Raw genomic sequence first — 22,432 nt, 5'->3', positions numbered from 1 at the left:
GCAATCAGGAGGCGGCGATGGCTCAGGAACAGACCAAGCGTGGCGGTGGTGGCGGTGAGGATGAAGAGCTCACCGGTACGACGGCCGCCGGCCAAGAGCGTCGCGAGAAGCTGACCGAGGAGACCGACGACCTCCTCGACGAGATCGATGACGTACTGGAAGAGAACGCTGAGGACTTCGTGCGTGCGTATGTCCAAAAGGGCGGCCAGTGACGGCCCGGTTCGACAAATCCTTCACCGACCGTCTGGATCTCACTTCACCTCATTTCAACCTGTCGTCGTTCAGCGAGTTCCTGAGCCACCAGGCTCCGCACCTGCTGCCGACGGCGGGTGCCGGTGACCGCGTGATCAACGGCGGGGCGGACCTGCCGCACGGCACCACCATCGTGGCGCTGAAATTCCCCGGCGGCGTCTTGATCGCCGGCGACCGGCGCGCCACCCAGGGCAACATGATCGCCAGCCGCGACGTGCAGAAGGTGCACATCGCCGACGAGTTCACCGCCACCGGTATCGCCGGAACGGCGGCCATCGCCGTCGAGTTCGCCAGGCTCTACGCGGTGGAGCTGGAGCACTACGAGAAGGTCGAGGGCGTGCCGCTGACCTTCCGGGGCAAGGTGAACCGGTTGGCCACCATGGTGCGCGGCAATCTCGGTGCGGCACTCCAGGGTTTCGTCGCGCTGCCGCTGCTCGTCGGCTACGACGTCGACGACCCCGATCCGGTGAACGCGGGCCGCATCGTGTCCTTCGACGCGGCCGGCGGCTGGAACCTCGAGCAGGAGGGCTACCAGTCGGTGGGCTCCGGATCGCTGTTTGCCAAGTCTTCGGTCAAGAAGCTCTATCCCCATGTGACGGATGCGGATTCGGCCCTCAAGGTGGCCATCGAGGCGCTCTATGACGCCGCCGACGATGATTCGGCCACCGGCGGTCCCGATCTGGCCCGGGGTATCTACCCGACCGCGGTGGTGCTGCGCGCCGAGGGTGCCGAGGAAGTCAGCGAGGAACGTATCGCCGGCCTGGCGCGCGAGGTCATCGCCGCGCGGACCCGTGAAGGTGGTGTGGGCTGATGAGCTTCCCGTATTTCATCTCGCCCGAGCAGGCCATGCGCGAGCGCTCCGAGCTTGCGCGCAAAGGCATTTCGCGGGGCCGCAGCGTGGTGGTGCTGACCTATGACGGTGGTGTGCTGTTCGTCGCCGAGAATCCTTCGCGCTCGTTGCAGAAGGTCAGCGAGCTCTATGACCGGGTCGGGTTCGCCGCGGTGGGCCGGTTCAACGAATTCGACAAGCTGCGGGTGGGCGGTATCCAGTTCGCCGACACCCGCGGTTACGCCTACGACCGCCGCGACGTGACGGGCCGGCAGCTGGCCAATGTGTACGCCCAGACGCTGGGCGCCATCTTCACCGAGCAGGCCAAACCGTATGAGGTGGAACTCTGTGTGGCCGAGGTCGAGCACTTCGGCGAGCGCAAAGCCCCCGAGCTGTACCGGATCACCTACGACGGGTCCATCGCCGATGAGCCGCATTTCGTGGTGATGGGTGGCACCACCGAGCCGATCTCGACCGCGCTCAACGAGTCCTTCACCGAGAACGCCGCTTTGGCCGATGCCGTGACGATCGCCGTCGAGGCACTGCACGCCGGCGGCGACGAGCAACGCGTGCTCGACCCGTCGACCCTGGAGGTGGCAGTGCTGGACGCCAAACGTCCGCGCCGCGCGTTCCGGCGGATCACCGGCACAGCGCTGGAGGCGTTGCTTCCGTCGGCAAGCACTTCGGAATAGCGGGTCACCCACACCGGCCATATCGCCTGCGAGCGGCCGGTTTCGCGGTGATAATCACTTTCGACCCCGCAGGGTCGTAGTGACCTCGAAAAGGGGACCCGCACCGATGAGCACCACACGTACGCAGGCATCGGCGTCGTGGGTGCGGCGGTTCGCCCGCACCACGCCCGGCGCCGTCAGCCTCATCGTGATCGTGGTGGTCGTCGGAGCACTGGTAGCCGCGGCGATCTCGGCGGCTCAGCTCGACGGCCGGATCGCCGAGCGCAACGCGATCCTGGAACGCTCCGAGCCGCTGGCCTACGCGGCGCACAACCTCTACGCGGCGCTGTCGGCGGCCGATGCGGCCGCGGTGTCGGCCTTTTTGTCCAGCGAGATCGACACCGGTCCGATGCGCAAGCGCTACCAGCAGGCGCTGGCCGACGCCTCGTCGGCGCTGGCCGACGCGACCGCCGGAGTCACCGACGCCGACACCAGGAAATCGATGGCCGAGATCTCCGCGCAGTTGTCGGCCTATACCGGGTTGGTCGAGGCGGCACGCGCCAACGATCGGCAGGGGTTCCCGGTCGGTTCCGGTTATCTGCGTGAGGCGTCGTCATTGATGCAGACCGGCCTGCTGCCGGCCGCCGAGCGCATTTACCGCAACGATGCGGCGACCGTCGACGACGATCAACGCGCCGTCGGGTCGCTGCCGGTACTCGGCCTGGTGCTGATGGCGCTGGGACTGTTGGCCATCGTGGCCGGGTCGGTGATCCTGTACCGCCGGACGAACCGGGTGTTCAACATCGGACTGGTGGTCGCGGCCGTCGCGGTGCTGGCGGCGGCCGGCTGGCTGGTGGTGGCCACCCAACTGGCCGCGGTGGACATCGGACAGAGCCGATCGGCCGGCACGGCGAGATTCGCCGCGCTGGCCAAGGCCCGGATCCTGGCCCTGCAGACCAGGACCGGTGAAACCCTGCAATTGGTCGCGCGCGGCGATATCAACGCAAGCAACACCGCCTTCGACAAGAACATCGCCGAGCTGACGGATCTGCTCCACGACGGGCCGGCCGCAACCGTCGACGGCGTCACGAAATGGACTGCCAGCCACCGCAAGCACACCGACCGCTATGCCGCCGGTGACTATCCCGGAGCGGTGGCCCAGGCCATCGGCGGTGATTCGGTGGCCTCGGCGGCGCAGTTCGACATCGTGGACACCAGCCTGCGTGCCGAACTGGAGAACACCCGCGCCACCCTGCGCGGCGAGGTCACCAGTGCCGGTCAACGGCTGGCGTGGAGCCCGACCGGAACACTGGTCCTGCTGATCGTCGCGGCGACCGCCGCGATCATCGGTCTGTGGCCGCGCCTCAAGGAGTTCCTGTGAATCCGCGAATGATGCTGGCGCTGACGGTAATCGGCCTGGCCGTCGGGTGCGGGACGGTCAGCGAGCCGGTGTCGGTCGGCGTCGCGCCGGTCGATGCCCGCCCGGCCGGTGTCACGCAGGTCGACGCCGCGCCGGCGGCCGGCAGCAACGACTGCGACAAGGAAGCCAGCCTGCGCCCGCGAGGCGAGCCCGCGCCCGGCGCGATGCCCCCGGGTTCGACCATGGCCGCCATCGCGGCCCGCGGCCGACTCATCGCCGGGGTGGACCAGAACCAGTTCCTGTTCGGATTCCGTGACCCGGCCACCGGCAGGCTCGAGGGCTTCGACATCGACATCGCCCGCGAGATCGCCCGCGCCATCTTCGGCGACCCGAACCGCGTCGAATTCCGTGTCGTGGAAGCCGGCCAACGGGAATCGGTGCTGCAGTCCGGCGAGGTGGACGTCGTGGCGCGCACGTTCTCGATCAACTGCGCGCGCAAACAGAACGTCGCGTTTTCCACCGTGTACTTCAACGCCGACCAACGCATCCTGGTGCGCAAGGGTTCCGGAATCGATTCCGCTGCAGCGCTCGCCGGTAAGCGGGCGTGCGCGGTGTCGGGTACCACGTCCTTGGCCAAGCTCTACGGCCTCGATCCCCGGCCGATCGTGCTGGGGGCACCCACCTGGACCGACTGTCTGGTGATGCTGCAGCAGGGTCAGACCGATGCGATAGGCACCGATGGTGTGGTGCTGGCCGGCTTGGCCGAGCAGGATCCCAATGTCGAGATCGTCGGCGCCAGCCTCGGCGTCGAACCGTATGGCGTCGGGATCAAGAAGGAGAACGAGGATCTGGTCCGGTTCGTCAACGCCGTGCTCGAGCAGATTCGCGCCGACGGAACCTGGCAGCGCATGTACGAGGCCGGCCTGCAGCCCTTGGGGCCCTCACCCGGACCACCCCCGGCGCGGTATCAGGATTGACATGGCCGCACTGACCACCGAGGCGATCGACAACGAACTTGCCATGCGCACAACCGAAATCGCCGCGATATCGGCGACCATGGTCGAGCTCGACAGTCATCCGGGGTTGGCGCATGTGCGGCTGTATCCACCGACCGGGGCGACCGCGCGCCGGTGGACGCCGGTGCGGGACTCGGTCGCCCTGCTGTGGGAGGAGCTGGGCCGGATGACCTCGATCCTGGACTCCGCGCGAGCGGTCCGGGCCCGCCGGTCCAAACCGTCGGACGCCGATCGCGAGGAGCTCACCCATTGGCTGCGGGAGCGGCCGCTGGAGGTGTCGCGCCAACGCGTCCCGTTGGCGCAGCGCTCGCTCACCGGTGCGGGCGAGTCGGTGCAGTACGCCGGTCTGGCCGACACGGCGGAGCGGATGCGTGCGGCCTATCCGGCGGTCGCCGAGTTCCTCGACGAGGTGGACCGGGTCAACACCCTGGTCGTGGAACGCCTTGCGCCGGTCCGGGACCGGGTGCAGGCTGTGGGTGCGCCCGAGCCCGACGGTATCGCCGAGCTGCTGGCGATCGCCGCAACCGATCCACTGTCGCTGACCGCCGACATCATCGACGCCAGGGTGCGCGCCATCACCGTCGCCGTTGAGGCCTGCGCCACCGAATGGGCCGATCTGGCCGACCTGCGCGCGAACTGGGCTGCGGCGGTGCAGGAGACGATCGCCATGCTGGACGCGCTCCGCGACGCGACGACCGGCCTGCGCCAGGTGCGTGAGCGCGCCCAGCGGCACGTGCTGTCCGCTCCGCTGCCCGTGCACCCGGATGCCGAGCCGGGATTGCGGGCCGAGTTGGCGGCGCTGAGCGCCGCCGACGCCGGTGCATTGCGGTCCTTGCGGCACCGGATCGCCTTGGCACAGCGCACCGTCGACTCCGACGAGCGGATGGCCCAGGGTCTGCTGGACCGCCGCGCCGAACTGGCCGGGCGGCTCGAGGTGTATCAGAGCAAGGCCGCCCGGCTGGGTCTGGGGGAGGATCGCGAGCTGCTCGCGTCCGGCCGGGTCGCCGCGGATCTGCTGTCCATGCGGCCCTGCGACCTGCGCCGGCTGACCCGGGCGATCTCCGACTACCAACAGATGCTCGTCCAGAAGCGGGAGGCGGCCAGATGAATTGCGCCGAACCGGGTTGCGCCGGCACCGTCGTCGACGGTTACTGCGACACGTGCGGCACCGCCCCCGAGCCCGCCCCGGCAGCTCGGGAACCGGCGGCGACCGCCGCGGTAGCGCCGGGCGGCACCGCCGCGGTAGCGCCGGGCGGCACCGCCGCGGTAGCGCCGGGCGGCACCGCCGCCGCGACCCGGGGAAGTACCTCCACCCGGTCGGCACGCACGGCCCGCACCGGGTCATCGCGATCGGCGAGCGCGCGTGGCCGGTTGGGTGCCGGTGTGGTCGCCATGCCCCGGATCCCCAAGGGTGATCCCGCGGCGGCCATCATGGTCGACCCGAAGGTGCCCGAAGGCAGCCGATTCTGCGGAAACCCCGACTGCCACAAGCCCGTCGGGCGGGGGCGCGACGGCGCTCCGGGCCGGCCGCAGGGTTTCTGCACCGGCTGCGGGGCGCGGTACTCCTTCGTGCCGATGCTGTCCCGCGGCGATCTGGTGGCCGGGCAGTACGAGGTGCAGGGCTGCCTGGCGCACGGCGGGCTGGGCTGGATCTACCTGGCGATCGACCGCAATGTGCACAACCGCTGGGTCGTGCTCAAGGGCCTGCTGAATTCCGGCGACAAGGACGCGATGGCCGCCGCGGCCGCCGAAGTCCTGGCGCTGGCCGAGGTCGAGCACCCCAGCATCGTGCGTATCTACAACTTCGTCCAGCATCCCGATCCGTCCGGAGTGCCCGTCGGATTCATCGTGATGGAATACGTCGGCGGCACCTCACTGAAACAGATCCGCAAGGCCCGCAACGGGCCGCTGCCACCGGACCAGGCGGTGGCCTACATCGTCGAGATTGCGCCCGCACTGGATTTCCTGCACGGCCAGGGGCTGGCCTATTGCGACTTCAAGCCCGACAACGTGATGCAGACCGATGAGCAGCTCAAGCTCATCGACCTCGGCGCGGTCATCGCCATGGATGACCAGGAGAGCGCGATCTACGGCACCGTCGGCTACCAAGCGCCCGAGATCGCCCACACCGGACCGACCGTGGCCAGTGACGTCTACACCGTGGGCCGCACGCTGGCCGTGCTGGTGATGGACGTGCCGCAGCAGAACGGGCATTTCGTCGCCGACCTGCCCGGCGCCGACACCGTACCGGTGCTGGCCGAACACGAGTCGCTGCACCGGGCGATCCTGCGCGCCACCGACACCGATCCGGACCGCCGGTTCTCGTCGATGGCCGAGCTGGCCGACCAGCTCACCGGGGTACTGCATGAGATCGCCGCCGCCGAGGGACAGGGCGCCGCGCCGAGGGTGTCGCTGAACTTCAGCCAGCAACGCGGCGCGTTCGGGATCGGCCGGGACGCCCTGACCGACCGCTCGGAGGTGATCGCGGCGCTGCCGGTACCCATCGTCGATCCGGCCGATCCCGGCGCCGCCGTGCTGGCCACCACCAGCGGCACCCCGCCCGCTCAGCTGGAGCAGGCGCTCGCGCTGGCCGGCGGCGGCGCAGCCTCGGTCGAGATCCCGCTGCGGCTGGCCCGCGCGAACCTGGAGATGCGTGCGCCCGCGGCCGCACGCAAGCGCCTGGCCAAGCTGGAAGCGCTCATCCCCGGTGATTGGCGGCTGTCGTGGTACCGCGGCCAGGCCGCCTTGCTGGAGGGCAACTTCGACCATGCCGTGGCCGAATTCGACACCGTGCTGGCAACGCTTCCCGGAGAGCTGGCACCCAAGCTGGCGCTGGCCGCGGTCGCCGAGCTGAGCGGCGCACTCGACGGCACCGCGGCCCGGTATTACGACACGGTCTGGCGCACCGATCACGGCTACGTGAGCGCCGCCTTCGGCCTGGCCCGCCGCCGGGCCCGCGCCGGGGACCGGGCCGGGGCCATCCGCGCGCTCGACGAAGTCCCTTCGGCCTCGGCATATTTCACCGCCGCCCGGGCGACGGCCATCGAGATTCTGCTGGACGGGCGGACCGCCGAAAAGCTGGACGAGCAGACCCTGGTCGACGCGGGCGACCGCGCGTCGGCATGTGCGGTGGAGTCGTCGACCAAGCGCGCGCTGATCGACCTGCAGGTGCTCGGCAATGCCCTGGACTGGCTGGCGGCCGGGAACTCACCGGCCGCACCCAAGCTGCTCGGGCATCCGTTCGACATGCCCGGGGTACGAACCGGGATGGAGCGCTGTTACCGGGACCTGGCGCAGGCCACTCACGATATGTGGGAGCGAATAGAGTTGGTGGAGAAGGCGAACACGATCCGGCCCAGGACGCGGGTATGACCACCTGCCCGCGCTGCGCGCAACCCGTCCAGACCGCCGACCGGTTCTGCGAGAGCTGCGGTGCGGCGCTGGCCGGCATGTCCACCGTCGCGATCCCGCGTCCCGGCCGGGGCGGAGGTCCCTGCGCCGACTGCGGCGGCCCGGTGGCCGCCGACGGGTATTGCTCGGTGTGCGGGCACCTGCGGCCCGAACCGGATCGCGACGAGGCGCAGCTGGGTGAGATCGCCGTGGTGACCGATCGCGGTCTCGAGCACGCCGGCAACGAAGACGCCGCCGCTGCGGGCGTTCTCGCCGCTGCGGACGGTCGGCCACACGCCATCGCCGTTGTGGTGTGCGACGGCGTGTCGTCATCGATCAACCCCGAAGTGGCGTCCGCGGCCGCAGCGCAAGCGGGGGTGGCCGCCATCCTGGGTGCTCTGTCGGTTTCCCGTGATCCCGCCGCCGCCATGTACACCGGGCTGGCAGAAGCGACCCGGGCGGCCGCGCAACCCGAACCGCGATCCGGTATTGCGGGATCCTGCACACTCACCGCGCTCATCGTGATCCCGACGGGTGTCGACACTGCCCAGGTCACCGTCGGCAATGTCGGGGACAGCAGGTCCTACTGGCTGCCCGACCCGCCCGCGGTCGCACACCAGCTGACCATCGACGACTCCCTGGCCCAGGAACTGATCAGCGCCGGCGCAGCACCGCAGTCCGAGGCGGTGCGGCGTGGCGCCCACACGCTGACCCGCTGGCTGGGCGCGGACTCCGAGCCCACGCCGTGGGCCGAGAACAGTGTGCGCACCCTCACGGTGACCGGACCGGGAGCGCTGGTGGTGTGCAGCGACGGACTGTGGAACTACCTGCCCGACGCCGGCGCCATCCGGGAATTCTGCACCGGGACCGACGCGGTGTCAGCGGCACGGGCGCTCACCGAGTACGCATTGCGGTCCGGCGGCCAGGACAACATCACCGTCGCGGTGATCCCGATCGGAGGTACCCCATGAGTTCGGCTGAGCAGCAACAGATCACCGTGGACGTCGACCACAACCACTACATCGCCGAGGGTTCCGGACTGGTGGACGCCATCGTCAGCGTGACGGTGCCCGAGAACATCTCGGTGACCGGTGCCACCGACCGGGTCGAGGCCATCATCATCGACTGCTCCACCTCGATGCGGTCCCCGGCGAGCAAGTTCGACGAGGCCAAGCGCGCCACCGCGGCCGCCATCGGCGAACTCGTCGACGGCACCTACTTCACCATCATCGCCGGAACCGAACGGGCCACCTACGCCTACCCGGTGGACGGCTGGCCGGTCCCGGCGTCGGCGGCGACCAGGGCCGAGGCACTACGGGCGGTCGACGCGCTGCGACCCAAGGGCGGCACCGCAATGGGCACCTGGCTGGCCCACGTGCGCGGTGTGGTGGTGCAGCATCCCGGCGCCCTCATCCACGCGATCCTGCTCACCGACGGCAAGAACGAGCACGAGACACCGGAGGCGCTCGGTGAGCAGATCGGCTTGGCCGAAGGCGAATTCACCTGTGACTGCCGAGGTGTCGGCACCGATTGGCACGTCGAGGAACTGCGCGCGATCTCATCGGCATTACTGGGCAGCGTCGACATCGTGGCCGATCCGGGGGATCTGGCCGATGATTTCGCGTCGATGATGCGTTCCTCGATGAGCAAGTCGATTCCCGGGCTGACCCTGCGGTTGTGGACACCGGCCGGCGCCAGGGTCGTCTTCGTCAAACAGGTGGCGCCCACCGTGGCGGACCTCACCGAGCGCAGGGTCGCGGCCGGCCCGCAGATCGGTGAGTATCCACTGGGATCATGGGGCGCCGAGGAGCGCGATTATCACATCCAGGTGGAGGTCGAACCCGCGGACGCCGGCCGGGAGAAACTCGCCGCGCGGGTGAGTGTGGTTGCCGGCGAAGATATTTTGGGGCAGGGCTTGGTCAAGGCGGTGTGGACGGCGGACACCGCGCTGTCGGCGGTGATCAGCCGGCGGGTGGCGCACTACACCGGCCAGGCCGAACTGGCCCAGGCCGTGCAAGAGGGGTTGACCGCCCGCAAGGAGGGTGACTTGTTGACGGCCACCGCACGGTTGCAGCGCGCCATGGATCTCGCGGTGGAGTCGGGTAACACCGGGACGGCGAAACTGTTGCGGGGCGTGGTCGAGGTGGACCAGCGCACCGGCACCGTGGCGCTGCGCCGCGAGGTGGCCGCGGCGGACGAGATGGCCCTCGATGCGCGGTCCACCAAGACCGCCCGGGTGCGTAAAGATGCGGGGGAGAGCTGATGCCGATCTGCGTGGACGGGCATCCCTCCGTGGCCGCCGACTTCTGCGATGTGTGCGGCTCGCCCATCGGTGACCCGATTGCCCCTGCGGCCCCGGCGCAGCAGTGCCCGGCGTGTGCGGCGCCCATCAGCGGCCGGTTCTGTGAAGCGTGCGGGCACGATTCGGCTCTGCCACCACCGGCGGAGGTGCCCGCACCGGCTGCGACCTGGACCGCCGTGGTCGCCGCGGATCGCGAGTTCCATCAGCGGGTGCTGGCCCGGGAAGGTCCTGACACCGTGGACTTTCCGGAGTACTTCCCGGAACGCCGCATCGCGCTCGATCAGGAGGTCACGCTGATCGGCCGGCGCAACCCCGACAAGGGGGTGGATCCGCAGATCGACCTCGCCCTACACCCCAGCGATCGCGGAGTGTCCACCCAGCACGCGGTGTTGCGCCTGCGTAACGCCGGTCTGACCATCACCGATATCGGGTCCACCAACGGCACCAGCCTCAACGGCAGCGACGACCGGTTACCCGAGGGCCAGGAGACCCCGCTGTCCGACGGTGACCGCGTCCACATCGGCGCGTGGACGACGATCACCGTCGTGCGGGGTTAGCCGTTCAGCGCGTTCACCACTGCCTCGGCCTCCGTGCCGCCGCCGAGTTGTTCGCCGAACGCGGTGTCGACGTCCCACTGGAGGAGATGCCCGCCGGGCGGGCGTCAGCATCGGCCCGTTGTACAACAGTTTCCCAACCGCGGGGCCCTGCTGGACGCCGTGCTGCGGGCCGATTTCGGCCCTGCCGACCTGGCCACCCTGGTCGGGGCGATGGCCCTGTCATCGCCGGCTCCGGGGGCGATGACACGGTGTGGCGACGCCACCTGGGCTTCGTGCTGGACGGCCTGCGGGTGAGCTGACACCGCTGGACACGTCGATATCTGCGCCGGCTTGCCCACCGATACCGATACCCAACCCGTAAGCTCGACTGTGTGCAGCGACGAATCATGGGTATCGAGACCGAATTCGGCGTGACCTGCACCTTCCATGGTCACCGTCGACTGAGCCCGGACGAGGTCGCCCGCTATCTGTTCCGGCGGGTGGTGTCGTGGGGCCGCAGTTCCAACGTCTTTCTCCGCAACGGCGCCCGGTTGTACCTGGACGTGGGGTCACACCCCGAGTACGCCACCGCCGAGTGCGACAACCTCGCGCAGTTGGTCACCCACGACCGCGCCGGCGAGCGGGTGCTCGAAGATCTGCTGATCGACGCCGAGCAGCGGCTGACCGACGAGGGCATCGGCGGTGACATCTACCTGTTCAAGAACAACACCGACTCCGCCGGTAACTCCTACGGCTGCCATGAGAACTACCTGATCGTGCGCGCGGGGGAGTTCTCCCGGATCTCCGATGTGCTGCTGCCCTTCCTGGTCACCCGCCAGCTCATCTGCGGTGCGGGCAAGGTGCTGCAGACCCCCAAGGCGGCGACGTTCTGCCTCAGTCAGCGCGCCGAGCACATCTGGGAGGGTGTCTCCAGCGCGACCACCCGGTCACGCCCGATCATCAACACCCGCGACGAGCCGCACGCCGACGCCGAGAAGTACCGTCGCCTGCACGTCATCGTCGGCGACTCGAACATGAGCGAGACCACCACCATGCTCAAGGTGGGTACCGCATCGCTGGTGCTGGAGATGATCGAGGCGGGTGTGGCCTTCCGGGATTTCTCCCTGGACAACCCGATCCGGGCCATCCGCGAGGTCAGCCACGACCTGACCGGGCGCCGGGCGGTGCGACTGGCCGGCGGTCGTCAGGCCAGCGCGCTCGATATCCAGCGCGAGTATTACGGCCGAGCCGTGGAATACCTGCAGACGCGCGAATCCAACCCGCAGATCGAGCAGGTCGTCGACCTCTGGGGCCGCCAACTCGACGCGGTGGAGAGCCAGGATTTCGCGAAGGTGGACACCGAGATCGACTGGGTGATCAAGCGCAAGCTGTTCCAGCGCTACCAGGATCGCTACGACATGGAGCTGTCCGACCCCAAGATCGCCCAGCTGGACCTCGCCTACCACGACATCAAGCGTGGCCGCGGCGTGTTCGACCTGCTCCAGCGCAAGGGTCTGGCCACCCGCATCACCACCGACGAGGAGATCGAGGCCGCGGTGAACACCCCGCCGCAGACCACCAGGGCCAAGCTGCGCGGCGAATTCATCAGTGCCGCACAGGAAGCCGGCCGCGACTTCACCGTCGACTGGGTGCACCTCAAGCTCAATGACCAGGCGCAGCGCACGGTGCTGTGCAAAGACCCGTTCCGGTCCGTCGACGAGCGGGTCAAGCGGTTGATCGCGAGTATGTGAGCCCTGCCGGTTCGCTGTGAATCGGCCGGCTGGTGTTAGCGCCTGGTCCACGCCGGGTACATAGGTTGGGTCAATCCAACCGAGAGGATCCCGCCATGTTGCACTCAGTGATTCTGGCCAGTGCTGACGTTCCGATGGCAGCGGGATTCATCCTGCGGGGTATCAAGGGGATCTTCGTCCTGATCGGCAGCGTGATCGCGGCCATCATCTGCGCGGTCATCGCAGGCACCAAGGGGCGCAGCGCAATCGGCTGGGGCATACTCGGGTTGTTCTTCTCCCTCCTGACGTTGATCGTCGTGATCGTCATTCCCAGCAAGAAATAACGCGCGCGCCGCGACTCGGACGGGCGGTGACGGGATCGAGCCGCGTGACCGCTTAAGCTCGGTCGGTGGCTACGTCCAAGGTCGAGCGATTGATGAATCTCGTCATCGCACTGCTGGCCACCCGCAATTACCTCACCGCGGAAAAGATCCGCAGCTCAGTGGCCGGCTACGCCGACAGCCCCAGTGACGAAGCGTTCTCCCGGATGTTCGAGCGGGACAAGAACGAACTGCGCGATCTGGGCATCCCGTTGGAGACCGGCCGGGTGTCCGCACTCGACGGCGTCGAGGGCTACCGCATCAACCGGGAGGCCTACGCGTTGCCGCCGGTTCAGTTGACCGCCGACGAAGCCGCCGCCGTGGCGGTCGCCACCCAGCTGTGGCAGTCCCCGGAGTTGGTCACGGCCACCCAGAGCGCCCTGCTCAAACTGCGGGCCGCCGGTGTGGACGTCGACGCCGATGCCGATGTGGCGATCACCTCGACGGCCAGCCTGCCCGGGCTGCGCGGTTCCGAGGAGGTGCTGCGAGTTCTGTTGTCCGCCATCGATTCCGGGCATGCGGTCCAATTCGAGCACCGGCCGGCGCGCAGCGAGCCGTTCCGGATCCGCACCGTCGAGCCCTGGGGCGTGGTGACACACCGGGGCCGCTGGTATCTGGTGGGGCACGACCGCGACCGCGACGACACCCGGACCTTCCGACTGTCCCGGATCGGTGGCTTACCCGCGCTGGTCGGCCCGGCCGGTGCGGTGCACAAACCCGGTGGGGTGAATCTTCGCGCGGTGGTGGCTCGAGTGGTCGCCGAGGTTCCGACGGGGGAGCAGGCCCGGATCTGGATCGCCGACGGCCGGGCCACCGCACTGCGCCGCCAGGCCTCGGGCACCCGGGCGCAGATGATGGACGGCCGCGCGGGCGAGGTGATCACCGTGGACATCGGCATGTCCGATCGGCTGGCCCGGGAGATCGCCGGCTACGGCGCCGACGCGGTGGCACTGGAACCGGCCGCCCTGCGCGAGGACGTGGTGGCCAGGCTGCGGGCGCAGGCGGTGCCATCGTGACCCAGGTTTCCGACCGATTGGTCCGGCTGCTCAACATGGTCCCGTATTTCAAGGCCAACCCGAAGGTCACCCGCTCGGAGGCCGCGGCCGCGCTCGGTGTGACACGTAAACAACTCGACGCCGACATCGCGCAACTGTGGATGTGCGGCCTGCCCGGTTACAGCCCGGGTGACCTCATCGACTTCGACTTCACCGATGACACCGTCGAGGTGACGTTCTCGGCAGGGGTCGACCAACCGTTGCGGTTGACCTCCCCGGAAGCCACCGGCGTGCTGGTCGCCCTGCGGTCGCTGCTCGACGTGCCCGGCATGGTCGACCCGCAGGCGGCCCGCAGCGCGATCGCCAAGATCGAATCGGCCGCCGGGGCGCAACTCGCGGGACCGGACGAGCACGCGGACCCCGCACCGGTCGAGAGCGCCACGGCCGCGGCGGTCCGCTCGGCGACGCGCGACGGGCGCGCCCTGTCGCTGGAGTACCACTCCGCGTCGCACGACGCCGTGTCGGTACGCGTCGTCGACCCCATCCGGGTCGTCCTGGTCGGCGACAACAGCTATCTGGAGGCCTGGTGCCGGGCCGCCGAAGGGGTGCGGCTGTTCCGGTTCGACCGGATCGTCAGCGCCGAAGTCCTCGACGAACCATCCACCCCACCCGAGCCCGCCGTGGCGGCCGAACCCGACACGTCGCTGTTCGACGCCGACCCGGCCCTGCCCGCGGCGACGCTGCTGATCGACCGCTCGGCGTCCTGGATGTTCGACTACTACCCGTTGCGGGTGCTGCGCGAACTGCCCGGCGGGGCGTTCGAGGCCGCGATGACCTACGCCTCCGAGGCCTGGATGGCCCGGTTCGTGCTGGGCTTCGGTGCGGCGGTCCGGGTGCTGGAACCGGCGGCTCTGGCGGCGCGGGTGCGCGAGTCGGCGACGGCCGCCCTGCGCGCCTACGAAGACGGGTAGACTCGGGCTCAATCTTTCGGAGGTGACTGAATGGGCGGTCTTCAACCCTGGCATTGGTTGATCGTCATCGCGGTGTTCGTCCTGCTGTTCGGCGCCAAGAAGCTGCCGGACGCGGCGCGTTCGCTGGGCAAGTCGATGCGGATCTTCAAGTCGGAGATCAAGGAAATGCAGGCCGAGTCGCATGGCGACTCCGCCGAAGCGGCCAAGCCGATCACGTCGGAGCGCGTCGACACCCCCGCGCCCGAGCAGACCTCCGACAAACGGCCGGCCTGACATCACCGAGCCCGTTCGCCGCGGCGTGATGCCGCGGCGTTAGGGCGCGTCCAGACACATGCCCGGAATCTTCAAGAAGCTCGACCCGCGGCGACGCCGCGCCCGAGTCAATCCCGACGGCACCATGTCGCTCGTCGACCACCTGGCCGAACTGCGCAACCGGCTGCTGATCGCGATGCTCGCCGTCGTGCTCACCACCACCCTGGGCTTCTTCTGGTACACCAACGGCTTCTTCGGTTTTCACAGCCTGGGCGAGTGGTTGCGCGGACCGTACTGCGCGCTGCCACCGTCGGCGCGGGCCTCGATCTCCGCGGACGGCGCCTGCCGGCTGCTGGCGACGGCACCCTTCGATCAGTTCATGCTGCGGCTCAAGGTCGCGCTGACCGCCGGTGTCGTGCTGGCCTGCCCGGTGTGGCTGTACCAGGTGTGGGCGTTCATCACCCCGGGCCTGTACCGGAAGGAACGCCGCTTCGCGATGCTGTTCGCGGGGTTCGGCGCGACCCTGTTCATCACCGGCGCGGTGCTGGCCTACGTGGTGCTGGCCAAGGCGCTGAGCTTCCTGCTCACGGTCGGCAGCGACGTCCAGGTGACCGCCCTGTCGGGCGACCAGTACTTCAGCTTCCTGATCAACCTGCTGCTGGTGTTCGGCATCAGCTTCGAATTCCCGCTGCTGATCATCATGCTGAACCTGATCGGGGTGCTCACGTATGCACGGCTCAAGGCGTGGCGGCGCGGGCTGATCTTCGGCCTGTTCGTCTTCGCCGCGTTCGCGACGCCGGGGTCGGACCCGTTCTCGATGCTGGCGCTGTCCTGCGCGCTGACGCTGCTGCTGGAGTTCTCCATCCAGATATCGCGCCTGCACGACATCCGCAAAGCCCGGCGCAGTGCCCTCGAGGACGTCCCCGACGACGAGGCGGCCCCCATCGGTGCCACCGAACCGATCGAGCCGCCGGCCGCGGTGTCGTCGGGAACCTCAGATACCCCGTCGCTTCGCTCACCCTCACCGGTCGATGACGACGCCACCTGAGCTGAGTGCGTTCGCCGCACAGTTGCCGTTCCCACTCGACGGTTTTCAGATCAAGGCCTGCACCGCCCTGGAGGCGGGGCACGGTGTGCTGGTGTGCGCACCGACCGGCGCGGGCAAGACGGTGGTCGGTGAGTTCGCCGTGCATCTCGCGCTGGCCTCCGGTCACAAATGCTTCTACACGACGCCGATCAAGGCGCTGAGCAACCAGAAACACGCCGACCTGGTGCACCGGTACGGGCCGGAGAAGATCGGACTGCTCACCGGGGACCAGTCGATCAACGGCGACGCGCCGGTGGTGGTGATGACCACCGAGGTGCTGCGCAACATGTTGTACGCGAATTCTTCGGCGCTGCACGGTCTTTCCCACGTGGTGATGGACGAGGTGCACTTCCTGGCCGACCGGATGCGCGGCGCGGTGTGGGAGGAGGTGATCCTGCACCTGCCGGAGGAGGTCCGGCTGGTCAGCCTGTCGGCGACGGTCAGCAATGCCGAGGAGTTCGGCGGCTGGATCCAGACGGTGCGGGGCGACACCACCGTGGTGGTCGACGAGCACCGGCCGGTCCCGTTGTCGCAGCACATGATGGTCGGCAAGCGTCTGTTCGATCTGTTCGAGGGCACCAACCACACCCTCGTGGCTCCGGAACTGCTGCGGCATATCGCGCACCGCCGCGAAGCGGACCGGCTGACCGACTGGCAGCCCCGCGGGCGGGAGCACCGGTCGGGCGGCGGCAGAGGACGGCCACAGAGCCGGTCCAGTCTCAGCCGGCCGCCGACCCGTCCCGAGGTGATCAGCACGCTGGACGCCGAAGGCCTTTTGCCGGCAATCACTTTCGTGTTCTCCCGGGCAGGTTGCGATGCCGCGGTGAAGCAGTGCCTGCGCTCATCGCTTCGGCTCACCGACGACGAGCAGCGGGACCGCATCGCCGAGGTCATCGACCGCCGGTGTGCTGATCTGGCCGAGGCCGATCTGGTGGTGCTCGGCTACCACGAGTGGCGCGAGGGGCTGCTTCGCGGCCTGGCCGCCCATCATGCCGGCATGCTCCCGGTGTTCCGGCACACCGTCGAGGAATTGTTCACCGCCGGCCTGGTCAAGGCGGTGTTCGCCACGGAGACACTGGCATTGGGCATCAACATGCCGGCCCGCACCGTCGTGCTGGAACGACTGGTCAAGTTCAACGGCGAGCAGCACGCGCCGCTGACGCCGGGGGAGTACACCCAACTGACCGGCCGGGCCGGGCGACGCGGCATCGATGTCGAGGGGCATGCGGTGGTGTTGTGGGACCCCCGGGACAGCTCGGCCGAACCCGCCGAGGTGGCCGGGCTGGCCTCCACCCGCACCTTCCCGCTCAAGAGTTCGTTCGCACCGTCCTACAACATGACCATCAACCTGGTCGGTCAGCTCGGCCCGGCCCAGGCCCGCAAGCTGCTAGAACGGTCCTTCGCGCAGTTCCAGGCCGACCGCTCGGTGGTCGGGCTGGTGCGCGGGATCAGCCGCGGGGAGAAGATGCTCGGCGAGATCGCCAAGGAGCTCGGTGGACCGGACGCGCCCATTCTGGAATATGCCCGGTTGCGGGCGGACATCTCGGCCAGGGAACGCGCCCAGACCCGAGCATCTCGGCTGCAGCGCCGCAGGGCCGCCGACGAGGCGCTGGCCGACCTGCGCCGCGGGGACATCATCACCATCAGCCAGGGTCGGCGCGGCGGCCTGGCCGTCGTCCTGGAGCCGGCCCAGGACAGCGATGACCCGCGGCCGCTGATTCTCACCGAACACCGCTGGGCCGGCCGCATTTCGTCATCCGACTACTCGGGTGCCTCCGAGCCGCTGGGCTCGATGAGCCTGCCCAAACGCGTCGAACACCGCCAGCCCCGGGTGCGCCGGGATCTCGCGTCGGCGCTGCGTTCGGCCGCCGCGAACCTGCGGGTGCCCTCCGGCCGGCGGACACCGCCGGGGGAACGCGATGTCGATCCCGAATTGGCCGGGTTGCGCGACGAACTGCGCCGCCACCCCGTGCACTCGGCCTCCGATCGGGAGGACCGGGTCCGGGTGGCCGAGCGCTACCTGCGCATCGAACGGGAGAACGCGCAGCTGCAACAGAAGGTCTCTGCCGCGACGAACTCGCTGGCGCGCACCTTCGACCGGATCCTGGTGCTGCTCACCGAACGCGGTTTCATCAAAGGCCGCGACGAGCAGACCACCGTCACCGACGACGGCCGGCTGCTGGCCCGGATCTACAGCGAGAGCGACCTGCTGGTGGCCGAATGCCTGCGCAGCGGGACGTGGGCCGGGCTGGATGCCGCCGAACTGGCCGGCGTGCTCTCGGCGGTGCAATTCGAGACCAGGGGTGACGGCCCGACACCGCAAGGGTTCGCCGTGCCGACGGCCGCGCTGCGCCGAGCCCTGACCGCCACCCGTCGCATCTCCTCGACCCTGCGCGCCGACGAGACCCGGCACCGGATCGCGCCCAGCCGGGAAACCGACGAAGGATTCGTCGCCGCGATCCACCGCTGGGCCACCACCGGCGATCTGGCCGCCGCGCTGATGGCCTCCGACGTGAACGGCAACGGATCGCCATTGTCGGCGGGCGATTTCGTGCGGTGGTGCCGCCAGGTGCTCGACCTGCTGGACCAGGTGCGCAACGCGGCGCCGGATGCGGCACTGCGCACCGTCGCCAAACGCGCCATCGGTGATATCAGGCGCGGCGTCGTTGCGGTGGATTCGGCGTGACGTCAGGGCAGATCGGGCGGCCGCGCTCTCTGCCGGTTCCGCCTGCTCACCGACCCGGAACGGTACTCTGTTGCCAACGGACCTCAACCAAGGAGAACAATGAGCGGACCGCAGGGATCTGACCCGACGCAGGCGTGGCCGGGTCAGCCGCCGCAGTCCGGCGGAGCGCAGCCGCCGAGCGAGCAGCATGCTTGGCAGCCGCCGTCCACGCCCGAGCAACAACCCACCACCGAGGCACCGGCCTGGCAGCCGCCGGCCTACCAGGCGCCGCAGTACCCGCAGTATCAGCAGCCGGTACCACCGCAGTACAACCCGCAGCAGTACCCGCCCCAGCCCGACCAGTACGGTCAGCCCGCGGCGTACGCCCCGCAGGGCTACCCGCAGCAGTACGGGCAACCGCAGCAGTACGACCCGTCGGCCCAGCAGTACGGGCAGCCGCAGCAGTACGGACAGCATCCCGGACAGTACGACCCGAACAATCAGCAGTTCTCGCCGTACGGCGCGCCGGTCCCGGCCGAGGCGGGTTCGAAGAAATCGCTGGCCGTCATCGGCGGCGTCGTCGGCTTGCTCGCTGCCATCATCGTCGCCGTGGTCCTGGTCCTGGGCTTCTGGAAGCCGGGCTGGTTCGTCACCACCAAGCTCGATGTGAGCGCGGCGCAGACCGGTGTCCAGCAGATCCTCACCGACGAGGCCAACGGCTACGGCGCCAAGAATGTCAAGGACGTCACCTGCAATGACGGCAACAGCCCGACGGTGAAGAAGGGCGACAGCTTCAACTGTGTCGTCAGCATCGACGGCACCAAGCGTCAGGTCACCGTGACCTTCCAGGACGACAAGGGCACCTACGAGGTCGGTCGACCCAAGTAGCGAGTACCCCGCCAGCAGACGCAGACTGCCGCATTCCCGCCCCGGGTATGCGGCAGTCCGCGTCTGGTCGCCTAGAGCAAGTCCAGGGCCTTCTGCAGCCTGGCGATCGACGACGTCACCCCGAACTCCCCGGCCAGTTCGGCCACCCGGGCGGGGTCGGCCGCGGCCAGCGGCAACGCGTCGGTCGGGGTGGACATCCTGACGTCCGCATCGGTGGCCACCCGCACCACCGGCTCCGCCGCGATGATGTAGTCCGCCGCCGCGAGCAGTTTCTTGCGCTGGGCGCCCGGCAGTTTCGACGACGGGTCCGCCGCGGCGGCCACGATCTCGGCCAGCGAGCCGTACTGGCCCAGCAGTGTGGCCGCGGTCTTCTCGCCAATGCCCGCCACCCCCGGCAGCCCGTCGGAGGCGTCACCGCGCAGCAGGGCGAGTTCGGCGTACGCAGGCCCGGCCCGATCGATCGGCACTCCATAGCTGTCGGCCACCTCGGCCGGACCGAACAGGGTCGCCTTCGCCAGACCGCGGCCGATGTAGAACACCCGCACCGGCACCGGGTCGTCACCGACGAGTTGCAGAAGGTCGCGGTCGCCGCTGACCACGATCACCGGGTCGCGCCGTTCCCGGGTGGCCAGGGTGCCCAGCACGTCATCGGCTTCGAAACCGGTCGCACCGGCGGTGGCGATGCCGAACGCGTCCAGCATCGCCATGATCATGTCGACCTGGGGGGTGAGGTCGTCGGGGACTTCCTCGATGTCGGGCTCACCCACCGGCTCCTCGACCGCCACCCGGTGCGCCTTGTAGGACGGGATGAGATCCACCCGCCATTGCGGTCGCCAGTCGTCGTCGCGGCACACCACCAGTCGGCCCGGCCGGTGGGCGGTGACCAGGGCGGCGATGTTGTCCAGAAAGCCGCGCAGGGCGTTGACCGGCCTGCCGTCGGGAGCGGTGATCGAGGACGGCACCCCGAAGTACGACCGGAACCACATGCTGGCTCCGTCGAGCAGCAGAACCGGGCCGTTACCGTCGTCGCGCAGCATGGCCCGACAGTAGCGTGAGGTATGACTTTCGCCGTCGATCGCATCGACCACATCGTGTTGAACTGCCGCGACACCGAAGCCACCGTCGACTGGTACGTGCGGGTGCTGGGCATGCGCCGCGAGGAGTTCGGTGCCGGCCGGACCGCGCTGACCTTCGGCGGGCAGAAGCTCAATGTGCGCCCCACCGGGGCGCCGAACTGGGTGACCGCGGCCGCCGATGTGCCGGGCTCGCAGGACCTTTGCTTCATCGTCGACGCCGAGGCGGCTGCGATCGGCGCGCATCTGCGGGCGTGCGGGGTCGAGGTCACCGAGGGACCGGTCACCAAGACCGGAGCGCTGGGCCCGATGACTTCGCACTATTGCCGGGACCCCGAAGGCAACCTGGTCGAGGTCGCCACCTACCGGGGGCACGGTTAATCTCGGTCCCATGCAGACCAGCCGATTCAGCACCGACGTGTACGCGCGACGCCTGCGGACTGCCGCCACCGGCGCCGCCGAGGCGGGGCTGGCCGGTCTGGTCATCACGCCGGGGTACGACCTGCGCTACCTGGTGGGGTCACGGGCGCAGACCTTCGAACGGCTCACCGCCCTGGTGGTGCCCGCGGACGGATCGGCGCCGACGGTGGTGGTGCCACGCCTGGAGCTGGCCGCGCTGAAGGAATCCGCGGTGACCGAAATCGGTGCGGCGGTCCGGGATTGGGTGGACGGTGAGAATCCGTACCAGCTGGTCGCGCAGGCACTGCGGGGATCGGGCACGGCACCGGTGACGGTGGCCGTCACCGATTCGATGACGGCCCTGCACCTGCTTCCGCTGGCCGACGTCCTGGGTGCGGTGCCGGTGCTGGCCACCGACGTGCTGCGCAGGCTGCGGATGATCAAGGACCCCGCCGAGATCGACGCCCTGCGCAAAGCGGGTGCGGCCATCGACCGGGTCCACGCCCGGGTGCCGGAGTTCCTGGTGCCCGGACGTACCGAAGCCGACGTCGCCGCCGATATCGCAGAAGCCATTGTCGCCGAAGGGCATTCGGAGGTGGCCTTCATCATCGTCGGTTCCGGGCCCAACGGCGCCGACCCGCACCACGAATGCTCCGACCGGGAACTGCGGGCCGGGGACATCGTCGTGGTGGATATCGGCGGGCCGTACGAGCCGGGCTACAACTCGGACTCCACCCGCACCTACAGCATCGGGGAACCGGATCCCGAGGTCGCCCGGCGGTACGCGGTGCTGGAGCGGGCGCAGGCCGAGGCGGTGGCCGCGATCCGGCCCGGGATGAGCGCCGGGGCGGTCGACGCGGTGGCCCGCGACGTGCTGGCCGCGCAGGGTCTGGCCGAGGTGTTCGTGCACCGCACAGGGCACGGGATCGGCCTGTCGGTACACGAGGAGCCCTATATCGTCGCGGGCAATGACCTGACCCTGGAGCCGGGGATGGCGTTCTCGGTGGAGCCGGGCATCTATTTCCCGGGCCAGTGGGGCGCCCGCATCGAGGACATCGTGATCGTCACCGCGGACGGGGCCGAGTCGGTCAACAACCGCCCGCATGGACTCGTGGTGGTGCCGGCCTGACCCGACACGCCCGTCGAGAAGCCGGCCGCCGATACTGGCCGAAGGTCTAGGCGGTCTCGCCGCGGTCCAACAGCCCGGAGGAACCGAGCACCCGCTGCACGCGTACCTCGATGACCACCCGGCGCGGATTCACCCGCGGGGTCCGGTAGCGCTGGGCGTACCGCAGCTCGGCGTCGCGCACATCGTCGGGGTCGGCGCTGACGGTGGCCGCACCTTCCAGCGAGAGCCAGCGCGCGCCGTCGACCTGGCTGAGCACCGCGACACCCCGCTCGCCGGCGTTCACGGCCTTCTGTGAACCGCCGGTGGTGATGACGCGCGCGATATGCGTCTTGGGGTCGAAGGTGAAGCCGACGGCCACCACGTGCGGCGAATTGTCGCCGCGCAGGGTGGTCAGCATGGCCAGATGCCGTTCCGTGAGGAACGCCATTGCGTCGTTGGTCAGCCGGGTGGTCGCCTTGCGACCCGATGTAGCCATCGGGGTCCACGCTAGCGCAGGACATAATCGCT

The 22,432-nt window shown here is 69.2% G+C and carries 23 protein-coding genes; 20 read left to right on the top strand and 3 right to left on the bottom strand.

Annotated elements, in window-relative coordinates; genetic code table 11:
- The first annotated feature begins 17 nt into the window (after nt 1–17).
- From ACXPWS_RS17190 to ACXPWS_RS17165, 6 genes are all read left to right on the top strand, one after another.
- Entirely contained in the window at nt 18–212 is a 195-nt protein-coding gene (locus ACXPWS_RS17190) for a ubiquitin-like protein Pup (protein ID WP_458707824.1), read from the top strand.
- Nucleotides 209–1,063 (top strand): proteasome subunit beta, encoded by an 855-nt coding sequence (gene prcB, locus ACXPWS_RS17185; protein WP_458707823.1) that lies wholly within the window; start codon nt 209–211, stop codon nt 1,061–1,063. The genes ACXPWS_RS17190 and prcB overlap by 4 nt, the downstream gene beginning before the upstream one ends.
- Nucleotides 1,063–1,773, top strand: a complete 711-nt coding sequence (gene prcA / locus ACXPWS_RS17180; protein ID WP_458707822.1) for a proteasome subunit alpha — start codon at nt 1,063–1,065, stop codon at nt 1,771–1,773. The genes prcB and prcA overlap by 1 nt, the downstream gene beginning before the upstream one ends.
- A 106-nt stretch (nt 1,774–1,879) precedes the next feature.
- Nucleotides 1,880–3,133, top strand: a complete 1,254-nt coding sequence (locus tag ACXPWS_RS17175; RefSeq protein ID WP_458707821.1) for a hypothetical protein — start codon at nt 1,880–1,882, stop codon at nt 3,131–3,133.
- Nucleotides 3,134–3,141: 8 nt separating this feature from the next.
- Entirely contained in the window at nt 3,142–4,089 is a 948-nt protein-coding gene (locus ACXPWS_RS17170; protein ID WP_458713570.1) for a glutamate ABC transporter substrate-binding protein, read from the top strand.
- A 1-nt stretch (nt 4,090) separates the two neighbouring features.
- Nucleotides 4,091–5,236 carry a hypothetical protein gene (locus tag ACXPWS_RS17165; RefSeq protein WP_458707820.1) on the top strand — a complete coding sequence of 382 codons (1,146 nt, stop codon included), beginning with the start codon at nt 4,091–4,093 and terminating at the stop codon, nt 5,234–5,236.
- 40 nt (nt 5,237–5,276) lie between these two features.
- Here ACXPWS_RS17165 and ACXPWS_RS17160 read toward each other — a convergent pair whose 3' ends face one another.
- Nucleotides 5,277–5,522, bottom strand: coding sequence for a hypothetical protein (locus tag ACXPWS_RS17160; RefSeq protein ID WP_458707819.1), 246 nt, complete (start codon nt 5,520–5,522; stop codon nt 5,277–5,279).
- Between ACXPWS_RS17160 and ACXPWS_RS17155 the strand changes: the two genes are divergently transcribed.
- From ACXPWS_RS17155 to ACXPWS_RS17100, 12 genes are all read left to right on the top strand, one after another.
- Entirely contained in the window at nt 5,521–7,500 is a 1,980-nt protein-coding gene (locus ACXPWS_RS17155) for a serine/threonine-protein kinase (protein ID WP_458713569.1), read from the top strand. The genes ACXPWS_RS17160 and ACXPWS_RS17155 overlap by 2 nt on opposite strands.
- Nucleotides 7,497–8,489, top strand: a complete 993-nt coding sequence (locus tag ACXPWS_RS17150; protein WP_458707818.1) for a protein phosphatase 2C domain-containing protein — start codon at nt 7,497–7,499, stop codon at nt 8,487–8,489. Before ACXPWS_RS17155 ends, ACXPWS_RS17150 begins: the two co-directional genes overlap by 4 nt.
- Entirely contained in the window at nt 8,486–9,781 is a 1,296-nt protein-coding gene (locus ACXPWS_RS17145; protein WP_458707817.1) for a vWA domain-containing protein, read from the top strand. The genes ACXPWS_RS17150 and ACXPWS_RS17145 overlap by 4 nt, the downstream gene beginning before the upstream one ends.
- On the top strand, nt 9,781–10,377 hold the full coding sequence (locus ACXPWS_RS17140; protein WP_458707816.1) for an FHA domain-containing protein: 597 nt from the start codon (nt 9,781–9,783) through the stop codon (nt 10,375–10,377). Before ACXPWS_RS17145 ends, ACXPWS_RS17140 begins: the two co-directional genes overlap by 1 nt.
- A gap of 371 nt (nt 10,378–10,748) precedes the next feature.
- Nucleotides 10,749–12,107 (top strand): Pup--protein ligase, encoded by a 1,359-nt coding sequence (gene pafA / locus ACXPWS_RS17135; RefSeq protein WP_458707815.1) that lies wholly within the window; start codon nt 10,749–10,751, stop codon nt 12,105–12,107.
- A gap of 95 nt (nt 12,108–12,202) precedes the next feature.
- Nucleotides 12,203–12,430 (top strand): deoxyribodipyrimidine photolyase, encoded by a 228-nt coding sequence (locus ACXPWS_RS17130; RefSeq protein WP_458707814.1) that lies wholly within the window; start codon nt 12,203–12,205, stop codon nt 12,428–12,430.
- Nucleotides 12,431–12,495: 65 nt separating this feature from the next.
- Complete coding sequence (locus ACXPWS_RS17125) at nt 12,496–13,482, top strand: helix-turn-helix transcriptional regulator (protein WP_458707813.1); 987 nt, start codon at nt 12,496–12,498, stop codon at nt 13,480–13,482.
- Nucleotides 13,479–14,432: a helix-turn-helix transcriptional regulator gene (locus ACXPWS_RS17120; protein ID WP_458707812.1), complete on the top strand. Its 954-nt coding sequence runs from the start codon at nt 13,479–13,481 to the stop codon at nt 14,430–14,432. Before ACXPWS_RS17125 ends, ACXPWS_RS17120 begins: the two co-directional genes overlap by 4 nt.
- Before the next feature lie 30 nt (nt 14,433–14,462).
- Nucleotides 14,463–14,705, top strand: coding sequence for a Sec-independent protein translocase subunit TatA (tatA, locus tag ACXPWS_RS17115; RefSeq protein ID WP_458707811.1), 243 nt, complete (start codon nt 14,463–14,465; stop codon nt 14,703–14,705).
- Nucleotides 14,706–14,763: 58 nt separating this feature from the next.
- Entirely contained in the window at nt 14,764–15,732 is a 969-nt protein-coding gene (gene tatC / locus ACXPWS_RS17110) for a twin-arginine translocase subunit TatC (RefSeq protein ID WP_458707810.1), read from the top strand.
- A complete protein-coding gene (locus ACXPWS_RS17105; protein ID WP_458707809.1) occupies nt 15,716–18,457 on the top strand; it encodes a DEAD/DEAH box helicase in 2,742 nt (913 codons plus the stop codon). The genes tatC and ACXPWS_RS17105 overlap by 17 nt, the downstream gene beginning before the upstream one ends.
- A gap of 99 nt (nt 18,458–18,556) precedes the next feature.
- Complete coding sequence (locus ACXPWS_RS17100; RefSeq protein WP_458707808.1) at nt 18,557–19,324, top strand: DUF4333 domain-containing protein; 768 nt, start codon at nt 18,557–18,559, stop codon at nt 19,322–19,324.
- 71 nt (nt 19,325–19,395) lie between these two features.
- Here the strand turns inward: ACXPWS_RS17100 and ACXPWS_RS17095 are convergent, their stop codons facing one another.
- Complete coding sequence (locus ACXPWS_RS17095) at nt 19,396–20,361, bottom strand: 5'-3' exonuclease (protein WP_458707807.1); 966 nt, start codon at nt 20,359–20,361, stop codon at nt 19,396–19,398.
- A gap of 21 nt (nt 20,362–20,382) precedes the next feature.
- Between ACXPWS_RS17095 and ACXPWS_RS17090 the strand changes: the two genes are divergently transcribed.
- Complete coding sequence (locus ACXPWS_RS17090) at nt 20,383–20,778, top strand: VOC family protein (RefSeq protein ID WP_458707806.1); 396 nt, start codon at nt 20,383–20,385, stop codon at nt 20,776–20,778.
- A 10-nt stretch (nt 20,779–20,788) separates the two neighbouring features.
- Entirely contained in the window at nt 20,789–21,925 is a 1,137-nt protein-coding gene (locus ACXPWS_RS17085) for a M24 family metallopeptidase (protein ID WP_458707805.1), read from the top strand.
- A gap of 46 nt (nt 21,926–21,971) precedes the next feature.
- On the opposite strand, the gene ACXPWS_RS17080 is transcribed toward ACXPWS_RS17085, so the two are convergent.
- Entirely contained in the window at nt 21,972–22,400 is a 429-nt protein-coding gene (locus ACXPWS_RS17080) for a F420-dependent biliverdin reductase (protein WP_458707804.1), read from the bottom strand.
- Between the last annotated feature and the right edge of the window lie 32 nt (nt 22,401–22,432).

The sequence above is a fragment of the Mycobacterium sp. BMJ-28 genome (assembly GCF_054404835.1).
The sequence above is the reverse complement of the archived record's forward strand: the minus strand, read 5'-3'. Positions and strand labels throughout refer to the sequence as shown.

Excerpts from the sequence above, each read along its gene's own strand:
- ACXPWS_RS17190 (WP_458707824.1), top strand. The coding sequence starts at position 18 with ATGGCTCAGGAACAGACCAAGCGTGGCGGTGGTGGCGGTGAGGATGAA.
- prcA (WP_458707822.1), top strand. The coding sequence starts at position 1,063 with ATGAGCTTCCCGTATTTCATCTCGCCCGAGCAGGCCATGCGCGAGCGC.
- ACXPWS_RS17175 (WP_458707821.1), top strand. The coding sequence starts at position 1,880 with ATGAGCACCACACGTACGCAGGCATCGGCGTCGTGGGTGCGGCGGTTC.
- ACXPWS_RS17170 (WP_458713570.1), top strand. The coding sequence starts at position 3,142 with ATGATGCTGGCGCTGACGGTAATCGGCCTGGCCGTCGGGTGCGGGACG.
- ACXPWS_RS17165 (WP_458707820.1), top strand. The coding sequence starts at position 4,091 with ATGGCCGCACTGACCACCGAGGCGATCGACAACGAACTTGCCATGCGC.
- ACXPWS_RS17155 (WP_458713569.1), top strand. The coding sequence starts at position 5,521 with ATGCCCCGGATCCCCAAGGGTGATCCCGCGGCGGCCATCATGGTCGAC.
- ACXPWS_RS17160 (WP_458707819.1), bottom strand. The coding sequence starts at position 5,522 with ATGGCGACCACACCGGCACCCAACCGGCCACGCGCGCTCGCCGATCGC.
- ACXPWS_RS17150 (WP_458707818.1), top strand. The coding sequence starts at position 7,497 with ATGACCACCTGCCCGCGCTGCGCGCAACCCGTCCAGACCGCCGACCGG.
- ACXPWS_RS17145 (WP_458707817.1), top strand. The coding sequence starts at position 8,486 with ATGAGTTCGGCTGAGCAGCAACAGATCACCGTGGACGTCGACCACAAC.
- ACXPWS_RS17140 (WP_458707816.1), top strand. The coding sequence starts at position 9,781 with ATGCCGATCTGCGTGGACGGGCATCCCTCCGTGGCCGCCGACTTCTGC.
- ACXPWS_RS17130 (WP_458707814.1), top strand. The coding sequence starts at position 12,203 with ATGTTGCACTCAGTGATTCTGGCCAGTGCTGACGTTCCGATGGCAGCG.
- tatA (WP_458707811.1), top strand. The coding sequence starts at position 14,463 with ATGGGCGGTCTTCAACCCTGGCATTGGTTGATCGTCATCGCGGTGTTC.
- tatC (WP_458707810.1), top strand. The coding sequence starts at position 14,764 with ATGCCCGGAATCTTCAAGAAGCTCGACCCGCGGCGACGCCGCGCCCGA.
- ACXPWS_RS17105 (WP_458707809.1), top strand. The coding sequence starts at position 15,716 with ATGACGACGCCACCTGAGCTGAGTGCGTTCGCCGCACAGTTGCCGTTC.
- ACXPWS_RS17100 (WP_458707808.1), top strand. The coding sequence starts at position 18,557 with ATGAGCGGACCGCAGGGATCTGACCCGACGCAGGCGTGGCCGGGTCAG.
- ACXPWS_RS17095 (WP_458707807.1), bottom strand. The coding sequence starts at position 20,361 with ATGCTGCGCGACGACGGTAACGGCCCGGTTCTGCTGCTCGACGGAGCC.
- ACXPWS_RS17090 (WP_458707806.1), top strand. The coding sequence starts at position 20,383 with ATGACTTTCGCCGTCGATCGCATCGACCACATCGTGTTGAACTGCCGC.
- ACXPWS_RS17085 (WP_458707805.1), top strand. The coding sequence starts at position 20,789 with ATGCAGACCAGCCGATTCAGCACCGACGTGTACGCGCGACGCCTGCGG.
- ACXPWS_RS17080 (WP_458707804.1), bottom strand. The coding sequence starts at position 22,400 with ATGGCTACATCGGGTCGCAAGGCGACCACCCGGCTGACCAACGACGCA.